The organism is Methylobacterium sp. E-066 (assembly GCF_022829635.1).
GTDB lineage: Bacteria > Pseudomonadota > Alphaproteobacteria > Rhizobiales > Beijerinckiaceae > Methylobacterium.
Map to the genome: position 1 here is coordinate 23,987 of NZ_JAKSYO010000209.1, position 12,193 is coordinate 36,179.

Annotated in this window: 12 protein-coding genes; 4 read left to right on the forward strand and 8 right to left on the reverse strand. The window is 65.9% G+C overall.

Annotation, left to right across the window (positions count from 1 at the left end; translation table 11 throughout):
• Positions 1-54 precede the first annotated feature (54 nt).
• The 3 genes from MKL20_RS31275 to MKL20_RS31285 all read right to left on the reverse strand — a co-directional run bounded on the left by MKL20_RS31275 (position 55) and on the right by MKL20_RS31285 (position 3,016).
• A complete protein-coding gene (locus MKL20_RS31275; protein ID WP_244039948.1) occupies positions 55-1,068 on the reverse strand; it encodes a peptidoglycan -binding protein in 1,014 nt (337 codons plus the stop codon).
• Entirely contained in the window at positions 1,068-2,048 is a 981-nt protein-coding gene (locus MKL20_RS31280; protein ID WP_244039949.1) for a MotA/TolQ/ExbB proton channel family protein, read from the reverse strand. The genes MKL20_RS31275 and MKL20_RS31280 overlap by 1 nt, the downstream gene beginning before the upstream one ends.
• Positions 2,049-2,341: 293 nt before the next feature.
• Positions 2,342-3,016 (reverse strand): RluA family pseudouridine synthase, encoded by a 675-nt coding sequence (locus tag MKL20_RS31285; RefSeq protein WP_244039950.1) that lies wholly within the window; start codon positions 3,014-3,016, stop codon positions 2,342-2,344.
• 57 nt (positions 3,017-3,073) lie between these two features.
• Here MKL20_RS31285 and ftsY point away from each other — a divergent pair, with 57 nt between their 5' ends.
• Positions 3,074-4,441, forward strand: coding sequence for a signal recognition particle-docking protein FtsY (ftsY, locus tag MKL20_RS31290; RefSeq protein ID WP_244039951.1), 1,368 nt, complete (start codon positions 3,074-3,076; stop codon positions 4,439-4,441).
• Between the two features lie 257 nt (positions 4,442-4,698).
• Here the strand turns inward: ftsY and MKL20_RS31295 are convergent, their stop codons facing one another.
• Positions 4,699-4,941: a hypothetical protein gene (locus tag MKL20_RS31295; protein ID WP_244039952.1), complete on the reverse strand. Its 243-nt coding sequence runs from the start codon at positions 4,939-4,941 to the stop codon at positions 4,699-4,701.
• An 87-nt stretch (positions 4,942-5,028) separates the two neighbouring features.
• On the opposite strand from MKL20_RS31295, the gene MKL20_RS31300 reads away from it, so the two are divergent.
• Positions 5,029-5,643: a septation protein A gene (locus tag MKL20_RS31300; RefSeq protein WP_244039953.1), complete on the forward strand. Its 615-nt coding sequence runs from the start codon at positions 5,029-5,031 to the stop codon at positions 5,641-5,643.
• A gap of 60 nt (positions 5,644-5,703) precedes the next feature.
• Here the strand turns inward: MKL20_RS31300 and MKL20_RS31305 are convergent, their stop codons facing one another.
• From MKL20_RS31305 to MKL20_RS31320, 4 genes are all read right to left on the reverse strand, one after another.
• Positions 5,704-6,312: a DsbE family thiol:disulfide interchange protein gene (locus MKL20_RS31305; protein WP_244039954.1), complete on the reverse strand. Its 609-nt coding sequence runs from the start codon at positions 6,310-6,312 to the stop codon at positions 5,704-5,706.
• Positions 6,309-6,452, reverse strand: a complete 144-nt coding sequence (gene ccmD, locus MKL20_RS31310; RefSeq protein WP_243973245.1) for a heme exporter protein CcmD — start codon at positions 6,450-6,452, stop codon at positions 6,309-6,311. Before ccmD ends, MKL20_RS31305 begins: the two co-directional genes overlap by 4 nt.
• 10 nt (positions 6,453-6,462) lie before the next feature.
• Positions 6,463-7,260: a heme ABC transporter permease gene (locus tag MKL20_RS31315; protein WP_244039955.1), complete on the reverse strand. Its 798-nt coding sequence runs from the start codon at positions 7,258-7,260 to the stop codon at positions 6,463-6,465.
• A gap of 93 nt (positions 7,261-7,353) precedes the next feature.
• Positions 7,354-8,283 (reverse strand): AraC family transcriptional regulator, encoded by a 930-nt coding sequence (locus tag MKL20_RS31320; protein WP_244039956.1) that lies wholly within the window; start codon positions 8,281-8,283, stop codon positions 7,354-7,356.
• A 117-nt stretch (positions 8,284-8,400) separates the two neighbouring features.
• On the opposite strand from MKL20_RS31320, the gene MKL20_RS31325 reads away from it, so the two are divergent.
• Positions 8,401-9,378 carry an SDR family NAD(P)-dependent oxidoreductase gene (locus MKL20_RS31325; RefSeq protein ID WP_244039957.1) on the forward strand — a complete coding sequence of 326 codons (978 nt, stop codon included), beginning with the start codon at positions 8,401-8,403 and terminating at the stop codon, positions 9,376-9,378.
• 609 nt (positions 9,379-9,987) lie between these two features.
• A complete protein-coding gene (locus MKL20_RS31330; protein WP_244039958.1) occupies positions 9,988-10,938 on the forward strand; it encodes a hypothetical protein in 951 nt (316 codons plus the stop codon).
• The last annotated feature ends 1,255 nt before the right edge of the window (positions 10,939-12,193 follow it).

Sequence of the window (12,193 nt, forward strand, 5' to 3'; positions counted from 1 at the left end):
CAGGCCCAAAAACGTCACCGGCGATTCAACACCCGGGACGCAGGACTTGGCCCCCTACCGCTCCGTGAGCTTCATCTCGATCCGGCGGTTCTTGGCGTAGGTCTCCTCGGTCGTACCGGCGTCGAGGGGTTGGAACTCGCCGAAGGCGCCGGCCAGGAGGTGCTGGGGCGCGATTCCCTTGCCGGCGAGGTACTGCACCACCGCGATGGCCCGGGCGGCCGAGAGGGCCCAGTTCGAGGGGAATTGCGCGGTGTTGATCGGCCGCGCGTCGGTGTGGCCGTCGACCCGCAGGACCCAGGGCAGGTCCGCCGGGATCTGCTTGGCGAGGTCAGCGATGGCCCCCGCGATCCGGTCGAGTTCCGGGCCGGCCTCGGGCTTCAGGGTCGCCGAGCCGCCGGGGAACAGCACCTCGGATTGCAGCACGAAGCGGTCGCCGACCACGCGGATGTCCGGGCGGTTGCCGAGGATCTGGCGCAGGCGCCCGAAGAAGTCCGAGCGGTAGCGGGCGAGCTCCTGGACCTTCTGAGCCAGGGCGACATTCAGCCGGCTGCCGAGCTCGGCGATGCGCACCTGCGATTCGCGGTCGCGGCTCTCGGAGGCAGCGAGCGCATCCTCCAGCGCCGCGAGCTGGCGGCGCATGGCGCTGATCTGCTCGTTCAGCAGATCGACCTGGGACAGTGCCCGTTTCGTCGCGCCGCGCTCGGCCTCGAGCTGCTTGTCGAGGGCGCCGGCAGCCCCCTGGCTGACGGTCGCGGCCTCGGCCTGGGACTTGGCCTGGTCGCGCTCGACCTCGACGCCGGCCAGCGTGGTGCGGAGGTTGCGCACCTCGTCCTCCTGGTTGCGGCGGTTCGAGCGTTCCAGGGCCAGCAGATCGGTGAGGTCGGCGATCTGGCGGTTGAGCTTGACCAGCGTGGCGTCCCGCCCGGTCAATTCCTGCGACAGGAAGAACTGCCCGACCACGAAGACGGTGAGCAGGAACACCACGGCGAGCAGCAGCGTCGCCAGGGCGTCGACATAGCCGGGCCAGACGTTGAGGGGTCGTCGGGACCGGGCCGCGGTCGAGGCCACTACACCCGCTCCCGGCCGAGCCGATCGAGCACCTGCTTCAACTCACGCTCGCGGCTCGCCTGGGCCTCGACCCAGTCGCGGATCATCTGCTGCTCCGCGCGCATGTGCTGGACGAGGCCCTGGATGCCCTCGGCGAGGTTGGTCATGGCGAGCGTCGCGGCCCGGCCGCCACCGCCCTCGGAGGCGATGGCGGTGAGCCGCTCGATCGCCTCCTTGAGGTCCTGGGTGCCGGCTGCGGCCGGCCGGATCGCGCCGGCTCCCGCGGGCTCGGCCACCGCCTGGCCGGAGAGGAGCCAATCCTGCAATTCGTTGTGGAAACGGGCATGGGCCTGGCCGGCCTGCAATTCGAGGAAGCCGGTGATCAGCGAGGAGGCCAGACCGAACAGCGAGGCCGAGAAGGCGAGCCCGATGCCGGAGAGCGGCACGGCCAGGCCGGATTTCAGCTCGTCGAACATCACCCCGGCATCGCCGCCGCCGCGCATGCCCTTGATCACGCCGCCGACCGCCGAGAGGGTGTCGATCAGGCCCCAGAACGTGCCGAGCAGGCCGAGCAGGATCAGGATGCCGGCGATGTAGCGCAGGATTTCGCGATCCTCGTCGAGGCGGGCCGCGATTGTGTCGAGGTAGCCGGAGGTCCCGGGCAGGAGCGCACCGGTCTTCCGGCCGGCGATCATCGGCACCATCGGCGCCAGCAAAGCCGGCGGTTGCTTGGCTTGGCCGCCGCTCGCCACCGCGTTGACGTAGCCGACCTCGCGGTAGAGGCGAAACACCTGCCCGAAGGCGATCAGCACCGCGATCAGCAGCACCCCGAGGATCAGCCCGTTGAGCCCCGGATTGGCCAGGAAGGCCGGCGTGATCTGCCTGAACAGGATGAAGGCCAAAAAGCCCACCAGGATCAGAAAGATCACCATCCGCCCGAGATAGATCCCGGGCCGTGCCAGCGGCTGTATTTTATTCTCGTTGTCGTCGCGGGCGGCCATCGGTCGCTCTAGCCTGGTCTCACCATGAAGCCGCCGGCAGGCGGGATCCGTCGCGGCCACTGTGGGGGCAGCCCCGCATGCGATCAAGTCTCGCCACGGACACGCTTGTGCGGCGTTCGCGCGGTTTGGACCGGATCACAGACGTGACGTGTCCCATCACGCGCGCTCCCGTGCAGCACAACTGGGCCATAGGGCGTAGCGCCTGTTTGACCGCTCGATACGGTTCCGGATCGAATCGCTCGTCCAGCGCCACCATTGCCGTGCAGCCCGTCAGCCAAAAACCGTAGGCCGGCCTAGCCGCCCATCCCCGCAACAACGTCTGCGATATGCGGCGGCGGTGGCGCCTCGACAGTGATCGCGTCGCGCTTCGGGTAGAGCGGGATCGTCAGCGTCCGCGCGTGCAGATGCAGGCTGCCGCCCCGCGGGCCGCTGCCGTAGATCGAATCGCCTAGGATCGGCCAGCCGGAGGCGGCGCAATGGACCCGGAGCTGGTGCGTGCGGCCGGTGATTGGCTTCAGCTCCAGCCAAGTGCGACCGCCGGCCCGGCCGAGGACGCGCCAATGGGTCAAGGCCGGGTCGCCTGCCGGGTCGGCCTTCATCCACCAGGAGCGCGGATCGTCGGAGCGGCGGGCGAGCGGCAGGTCGATCCGGCCGGATTCCGCGTCGGGGCCGCCCTCGACCACCGCCCAGTAGGTCTTGTCCACGGCGCTGCCGGAAAACAGCTTTCCCAGCCGGGCCAGCGCCTTGGCGTGGCGGCCGAGCGCGAGGCAGCCGGAGGTGTCGCGGTCGAGCCTGTGCGCGGCCTCGGGACGGCGCGGCAGGCCAAAGCGGAGGCCGTCGAGATGATCGGTCAGGGTCTCGCCGCCGCGCGGGCCCGGATGGACCGGCAGGCCCGGCGGCTTGTCGATGACGAGCAGCAGGGCATCGCGGTAGAGGAGGCGGGCACCTATGTCGAAGGTGAGTGACATCCGGCCGGGCTAGTGGCTCAAGGCCGGGTGGGCAAGGTGGGGCGAGGACGCGATTTCATGGCGAGCGAGGACAAGCCCGGCTGGTTCGGGCGCCTGTTCGGGCGCAAGGGCCAGGGCACGGGCGACGGTACGGCCGAGGAGACGACCGAGGAGACGACCGAGACGGGGCTGCCCGCCGAGGCGCCGGCCTCGCCCTCCGAGGGCCAGCCCGACTACGCCACCGGGGCCGAGGACGTCGCCCATATCCCGCTGCCGCCCGACGAAACCGAGCCCCCCGTCGCCGACGTGGTCGAGGGTGCGGATCTGTTGCCGATCGCAGGCGAGCCCGAGCGGCCCCCCGCCGGCACGGCCGGGGACGACCCGGCCCACGGCGCCGACCCGGTCGATACCGGGGACGCGAACCGGGAGCCCGTGATCGAGCCGATGCCCGACATCCAGCCGGTGGATTCCGCCGCCGCGCTCGCCCACGATGCCGGCGCCGGGCCGGACCGGGAGCCCGAGGCCAAGGGCTGGTGGACCCGGCTCACCTCCGGGATGAAGCGGACCTCGTCGGCCCTGTCCGACCGGGTGACCGGCCTGTTCACCAAACGCAAGCTCGACGCCAATACCCTGGAGGATCTGGAGGACGCCCTGATCCAGGCCGATTTCGGCCTGGAGACCGCGACGCGGATCTCGGATGCCGTCGGCAAGGGCCGCTACGAGAAGGGCATCTCCCCCGACGAGGTCCGGGCGATCCTGGCGACGGAAGTCGAGCGGGCGCTGGAGCCCGTGGCGGTGCCGCTGTCCATCGACAGTACGAAGAAGCCGTTCGTGATCCTCACCGTCGGCGTCAACGGCGCCGGAAAGACGACGACGCTGGGCAAGCTCGCCTCGAAGCTGCGCGCCGAGGGCCGGACCGTGATGCTGGCGGCCGGCGACACGTTCCGGGCGGCGGCGGTGGAGCAGCTCAAGGTCTGGGGTGCGCGCACCGGCACCCCGGTGGTGAGCGGCGGCGAGGGGGCGGACGCGGCCGGACTCGCCTTCGACGCGCTCAAGCAGGCGGCGGCTGCGGGAACCGACGTGCTGCTGATCGACACCGCCGGCCGGCTCCAGAACAAGGCCGGGCTGATGGCCGAGCTGGAGAAGATCGTGCGCGTGCTGCGCAAGCAGGACCCGGACGCGCCGCACGCGACGCTCCTCGTCCTCGACGCCACCGTCGGCCAGAACGCGATCTCGCAGGTGGAGCTGTTCTCCCAGGCGGCGCCGGTCTCGGGCCTCGTGATGACCAAGCTCGACGGCACGGCGCGCGGCGGCATCCTGGTGGCGCTCGCGGCCAAGTTCGGCCTGCCGGTGCACTTCATCGGCGTCGGCGAGGGCGTGGAGGATCTGGAGCCGTTCGCGGCCCGGGATTTCGCCCGGGCGATCGCCGGGCTGGAGAAGGATTAGTGCACCGTCCAAGACCGCGGCGACCGGCAGCCCTTTCAAGGTGTTTGACCCGGACTGTCCTGCTTGGAGAAGACCCCGAGGCTTCGCAGAAGCCGCGCTATCAACCACTTCGTCATTCCGGGGCGCCGCAGGCGAGCCCGGAATCCAGAGCCGTCAACCGCGCTAGGCCTGCTCCACCGGCGCTTCTGGATTCCGGGCTCCGCTTCGCGGCCCCGGAATGACGGGGTAAATGCTGGGACCTTCGATGACGATGGTCCTTATACCGGCAAGCCGTTCTCATCGTAGGCCGGGATCTCGTCGATCGAGCCCGCGCTGAGACGACGGCGCATCGCCTCGTCGGCCGCGAGGCCCTCAGCGATGCGGCGCTCCGCCTCGTCCTCCACCCGCTCCCGCTCCCGCCGGAGCAGCTCCAGCAACAGGTCCGGCGCGGCGCGGTGGGTCGTTGCCGTGAGGTCGGCCAGCAGCGCCTCGACCTCGGCGTTGTCGATCGTGATGGACATCGTAAGCCCCGCGTTCCACACAGCCCCGAAACCGCCAGCCCGGCCTCCAGCCTAGCGCGAGAGCCGCATCCGAGCCAACTGAGGCGCATGCAGATCGAATCCGTTCCTCCCCGCCGCCACCTGCCGCCCCTCATGAAGCTGGCGCTGGAACTCGGGCCGCTCGTCATCTTCTTCCTGGGCAACGCCTATTCGGAAAAACTCGGCGTCGCGCCCGATCAAAAACTGTTCGTAGCGACCGGCGTGTTCATCGCGGCGACCGTTGTGGCGCTGGCGGTTCACTTCGCCCTGGTGCGGCGGCTGCCGATCATGCCGCTCGTCTCCGGCGTGGTGGTGGTGGTGTTCGGCGGGCTGACGCTGGCGCTTCAGGACAAGACCTTCATCATGGTCAAGCCGACCATCGTGAACGCGCTGTTCGGCACCGTGCTGCTCGGCGGCCTCGCGTTCGGGCGCTCGCTGCTGTCGGTGGTGCTCGATTCGATGTTCAGCCTCACCGAGGAGGGCTGGCGCAAGCTCACATTCCGCTGGGGTCTGTTTTTCTTCGTTCTGGCGGCGCTGAACGAGGTGGTGTGGCGGACCCAGACCGAAGACTTTTGGGTCAACTTCAAGGTGTTCGGCATCATGCCGCTCACCGTGGTGTTCGCCCTGGCGCAGACGCCGCTGCTCACCCGCTACGAGCGCAAGGAGCCGCAGCCGGGCGAATAAGGCTCTTGATCGAGCATCATCTTATTCCGAAAGCCGGCGGCCACCTTTCGGGATGATGCTTTAGCGCGCGTCCGCGACCTTCCCGGCCGCCCGGATCCGCGTGAGCACGCTGGCGTAATTGTCCGGCGTGAGGATGCCGACGAGCTTGTCGCGGATCACCCCGTCCGGCCCGACCACGAAGGTCTCGGGCACGCCGTAGACGCCGAAATCGATCGCCGCGCGCCCGTCGGCATCGGCCCCGACGGCGGTGAACGGCACCCCGTGCCGGGCCAGGAAGCGCTGGCCGGCGGCCGGGTTCGGCTCCTTGTAGTCGATGCCGACCAGCCGGATGCCGGGCTCCCGAGCGAGCCGCATCAGCATCGGGTGCTCGACCTGGCAGGGGGCACACCACGAGGCGAACACGTTGATCACCGTGATCTGGCCCTTCAGGTCGGCGCTGGACAGGCCCGGCACCGGAGCGTCCCCGACCGTGAGCCCGGGCACCGCCGGCAGGCTGAAGCTCGGCACCGGCTTGCCGATCATGGCCGAGGGCAGCGCCGCCGGGTCGGCGCCCGAGCGCAGGCGCAGGAACAGCACCGCAGCCAGCGCGGCAAACGCCAGCACCGGCACCACCAGCAGCAACGAGCGGCGGACGGGGGGCGGCCGGTCGGTGATGTCGTCGCCGGTCACCGCCGCTCCTCCCCGAAGCCTTTGAGGGCGCGCCGCTGCGCCCGCCGGTCGCGGATCGCGTTGCCGATCAGGCCGGCCATGACCAGGGCCGTGAAGCCGTAGGCGGCGACGATGAAGCCGCCGTGAGAGCCGAGATCCATCGATACGATCCTAGACCGGCTGCCCGACCGGCATCCCGGCGGGCTTCGGCGTGAGGCGCGGCTGGGTGCGGTCCAGGCGCTCGGCCTCGCGGATCGTCAGCGTCCGCACCCGGCGGCGCATGATCTCGGTGCGCATCGCGTAGAGGTGGAGCGTGGTCCCGCCGAGCGTGGCCGCGCCGATCATGATCAGCAGTGGGTAGAGCATCGACGGGTCGATGCTGGATCCACCCATGCGCAGGATCGAGGCCGGCTGGTGCAGGGTCGACCACCAGTTCACCGAGAACTTGATGATCGGCAGGTTCACCGCGCCGACGAGGGTCAGGATCGCCACGGCCCGGGCGGCGCGGTTCGGCTCCTCGAGGGTGCGCCACAGGGCGATGATGCCGCAATAGATCAGCAGCAGGATCAGCATCGAGGTCAGGCGCGCGTCCCAGACCCAGTAGGTCCCCCACATCGGCTTGCCCCAGAGCGAGCCCGTGACGAGGCAGATCAGCGTGAACGCCGCCCCGATCGGCGCCGCGGCGCGCTGGGCGACGTCGGCCAGGGGATGGCGCCAGACCAGGGTGCCGATCGCCGACAGGCTCATGGCGCCGTAGAAGAACACCCCGAGCCACGCCGCCGGGACATGGATGTACATGATCCGCACGGTCTCGCCCTGCTGGTAGTCGGGCGGCACGGCGAAGAAGGTCAGGTACAGCCCCAGGCCGACGAGTCCCACCGACAGGACGGCGAGCCACGGCACCACGGCGCCGGACCAGCGCATGAAGTGACTGGGATTCGATAGGCGGGTCCAGAGGGAAGGCGTCATCGCGGCTCGGTCTCGGACAGCGTCCCGGCGGTCCGGTTTCGGTGTCGCGGCATCGCGTCCGAAAATCCGGCCTCCACCGTTTCCGGACGAGCTTTAGCGCAGGGTGCGGTGCAGCAACAATGCGTCCCTTCCCCGCCGATACTGCATCGGCGTGCACAGCATCCGCCTGCGAAAGGCGGTGCGGAACGCGGTCTCGGATTCGTAGCCGACCGAATAGGCGATCTCGGCGACGCTCGTGTCGGAGCGCCGCAGCCGGTCGGCCGCACGCTGCATCCGCCAGCCGGTGAGATAAGCGAGGGGCGTCTGCCCGACCACCGCGCTGAACCGTTCCGCAAACGTCGTGCGCGACATGCCGGCGCATGCGGCGAGTTCCGCCAGCGTCCAGCGCCGCGCCGGTTCGGCGTGCAGAGCCGTGAGCGCCCGGGCCAGCCTTGGATCGGCGAGCGCCCCGAGCCAGCCGGTCGGCCGCTCCGAGGCGAGCCAGAGCCGCAGCACCTGGAGCAGCATGATCTGCGCGAGATGGTCGGCCATCAGCGCGCCGCCCGGCGCGCCCTGGCGCAGCTCCGCGGCCAGCTGGTCCAGCGCCCAGCGCAGGATCGCGGCCTGGTTCGAGGCATCCCGGATCGGCACGATCGCCGGCAGCGCATCGAACAGCAGCCCGGCCGCATCGCCCGCGAAGAAGAACCGTCCGCCGACCAGGAAAAAATCGCCGCCGCCGTTGCAGGTCGCGACAGTGTCCACCGCTTGCTCGTAGATCGTGGCGGACTCGATCGCCGGAAGCGCCAGATCGGTGGCGAGGCGGAACGGCCGGCCCCGGGTCAGCAGGAAGCAGTCGCCGGCCGCGATCCGGACCGGCTCGGCCTCGCCCTCGACCGCCACCCAGCAGGCGCCCCGCACCACCGCGTTGAACTTGATCCCGTCATGGGCGGGGAAGCGGATCGCCCAATCGCCCCCGGCATCGAGGCCGGCGCTGAAGGCGCTGCGGGGCCTCAGCAGCGACAGCACGTCGGAGAGCGGATCCATAACACGAACCGGACGCCCGCGCAGGATTCGCGGACGGCGCAGCATGGAGCGTCCGCCGTCTTCCGTCGATCATCGCGGCGATCCGGCGGCCCCTCTGCGCCGCCGCGGAGCAGGATCATGATCGATCAGCAAAAACCGCTCGGCTCGGGCTTCAGCGCCCGCAGCACCGCCTCCGATGTCCTGGCCGGGCGGGATCTGACGGGCCGTTTCGCCGTCGTCACCGGAGGCCATTCGGGCCTGGGCCTCGAGACCACCCGGGCGCTCGCTGCCGCGGGCGCCGATGTCCTCGTCGCCGCCCGCAATCCGGACGCCGCCCGGATCGCGACGCAGGACATTTCCCGGACGACGGTCGACGCCCTCGACCTGTCGGACCTCGCCAGCGTCCGGCGTTTCGCCGAGCACGTCCTGGCCACCGACCGGCCGATCGACTGGCTCATCAACAATGCCGGCCTGATGGCGTGCCCGGAGATGCGGGTCGGGCCGGGTTGGGAGGCGCAATTCGCCACCAATCATCTCGGCCACTTCGCCCTGACCAACCACCTCCTGCCGCTGCTCGGGGCCGGCGCCCGGGTGATCGCAGTGTCCTCGGCCGGGCACTACCTCTCGCCGATCCGCTGGGACGACCTTCACTTCACGTCCGCTTACGACAAGTGGCGCGCCTACGGCCAAGCGAAGACCGCCAACGCCCTGTTCGCGGTCCATCTCGACCGGCTCGGCCGGGACCGGGGCCTCCGCGCCTTCTCGCTGCACCCGGGGAAAATTTTTACGCCGCTCCAGCGCCACCTGACCCAGGCCGAGATGATCGCGGAGGGCTGGCTCGACGCAACTGGTGCGCCCGCGGACCCGACCTTCAAGAGCCCGGCCCAGGGCGCCGCCACCCAGGTCTGGGCCGCAACGTCACCGCTGCTCGACGGGCTGGGCGGCCTCTATTGCGAGGATTGCGATGTCGCCGTGCGGGCGGAGGCGGCCGGTGAGCCGTTCGTCGGCGTCCAGGCCTATGCCGTGGATCCTGAAGAGGCTGAGCGGCTGTGGGCGCTGTCCGTCGATCTGACCGGGACCGGGTTTCTTGGGCGCCCCGGTTGTCCCACCTCGTGATCACGCGCCTCCTGGCGCGGTCCGGGATACGCGCAGGCCGGGCATTGCCCGCTGCTCTCCGGTGTGAGCCAATCAACTTGGCCGTAATCCCGTCCCAGAGGGGTGGATTTGCGACGGTCCGCTTCCGGGCGAGAGTTGGCACAAGCACACACCGCCGTCGTGCCCGCTCACGACCCCAAGCAGACCCTCACTATGTCCGCTACGTGGCATTCTGGCTTGCCGGTCTGCTATGATTGATTCGGTTAAGAAAGTCCGTTTTGGATGATCCCAACGAACATTCAAAACAGACCGATGGCTATGGTCCGCCCGGGCCATACCCAATTTGTACCGTTCCAATGGCCGTTTGAACGTTTTCAGCTCGCGACTAAGCTCTCCTTGCAACTTTCAGCGGTAGCGAGCTGGCGAGGATGGGCGCCGTCAGTGAGCCTCTCTTGCGCAGACACCCTACCAGAGATTGCGCAATGCGCTCAATGTGGCATATTTACAATCTAAGGTTGAGAAGTCTTATTAATTTATCTCTATACTGTGAAGTCAGATGTAAATATCATGCTCCTCGACGCATCCAGTATCTAAGTGGATTTGGATCGAGCGTTGGTTTGATGGAGGCGAATGATGAAATGTTTTGTTTTCGTCATCACAGCAGCAATGATCCCTTTGTGTGCTCACTCGGAAGATTGCACTGTATATCAATCGCAGATCTCAAATATTGAAGGAAAATATAAGCCAATTTATGAGGATTATCAGAAAACAGGCAATCAGATTAAAGGTGAGGCTACTGCTGAGTTCGAAGTAACTTGGGCAGATACTACAATACAGTTTGGAACTCCTACCGTTACCATAAAAGACCAGAAAATTACACTTGGCGTCCCACAGGTAACCATGAAAATGCAAGAAATTATATTCGACACGCCTAGTGTTGTGATGGTTCCTACAAAAACTGGGCAGTATCCTGAATTTACATGCGACCATGCCGTTATACCTAGTTGTACAGTAAAATGGAGTGATATAATCACAAATTTACCCAAAACATTTATGCAGCGGCAAAATGTTAAAACGCTAATACCAGAGTTTAATTTTGCAGATACGTCATTTGTTATGGGTATACCTGAATTTAGTATACAACAACAAAAGTTCATTATTGGCCTTCCTCAATTTAAATTAAAAGAGGCACACCTCAACGCAAGCAAAATGAAAAAACAGAGTGAAGAGCTTACTTCGAGTATATCATCTACCAAGTCACAACAGATAAAAGAAGTTTCTAGTGACACAAGCCAGCTTTTTACATGCCTTAGAACAGACTTAAACGCTCAGAAAGCAAAAGCTTCTGCTGCTTTCGAGGATGGAATTAACAAACTCAATGCGTCAATTACTTACATCAAAACAATAGGCGCCGATCCAACTAACGTCGTTGGTTCCGATGGTACAGCAGTTAATCTACCACAACAACTTTCCGAGCTAATAAAAAAGAGAGAAGCTGCTTTTACCCAATTCGATGCTGGAATGAAAAAATTAGAGGATAGTGAAAAAACTACCCTCGATCAAATGGCCAAGGATGTCTGACATATTCTGATATGTATTACGCGGAGGAGGGAAGTAAACATTTCCCTCCTCACAGGCGATTACCCCTGGAAATATGTCCATGCCCATAACGGACTGTGGGCGCCGAATGAGCTATGACCACACCCCATCGCCACGCCTGCGGCAGTCCCGTCTTTCATAATACGCATTCTCGGCAAGTTCAGTTTGATCAAAGTACCCAAGGTGCTTTGGACCTGCGTTGGAATCGACTTGCATTATGTTCGGCTGGATTACGGCAGCCGCTTCAAACGAGCGGACTCCACGGAATTCCTGGCCCTCAACCCGAATGGCCTCGTGCCCGTGATCGAAGACGCAGCGGGGACCCTGTGAGAGTCGAACACGATCTGCCGCTACGTCGCTGGGGTAGCCGCTCGAACCGATCTACTCCCCGCCGATCCGCGTGGACGCGATCTCGTCGAACAATGGATGGACTGGCAAGCGACCGAATTAAACTCGTTTTGGCGTGCAGCCTTCCTCGGCCTCGTTCGTCGCGATCCAGCACACACTCATCCCGACAGGGTCGCGGCGGGGGAAGAGGCTCGGAATACGACGATGAGCATTCTGGACCGATATCTCATTTCGACGGGCCCTTTTGCGACTGGCACCACTTTCAAGCTCGCCGACGTAGTCCTCGACCTCTCTGTGAACCGTTGGCAAATGACCCCTATGGAGTGCCCTAGCTACCCGGCTATCGCTGCCTACCACCAACGCCTCGCCGACGTTCCGCTACCGTCTGCACGGTGTGAACGGCATACCCTAAGCTGCGAAAGCCATACTCAACCGTACTGACTTGATCGACTGCTTCGGCTCGGAAGCGGCTGAGAGGGCCGGTTCGCTAAAGGCGCACCCAAATCAGACCAACCGCTGCTGGCTTGAACGTCCGGTTACGGCCGCGGCGCCGAAGGCCGCTTCCCACCCCGAGCCGAAGTTGCCGGACGGCTGACGAATGACCGCTTGTGGAAAGCGCGCACTGCGATTCAGGCGGCCGGGTTGAGTCGCAAGCGGCCATTCTCAAGCGGATCCGGTGTAGTCCCAAGTTTGCTTCGCTGTACTCGCAATCACGCTGAGAATAGCGAGCAAACCCATCAGCCTTCCCACCCGCGCCCTCATCCTGAGCAACCGTTATGCGGGCTCGGCCGCGGCACGCCATGGCGTGCCGCGGCCGAGGACGGTGTTGGCGTAGATGAGCAGCTTTCGGGCGCAGGCGATGAGGGCCTGCTTGTGGGTCTTGCCGCGG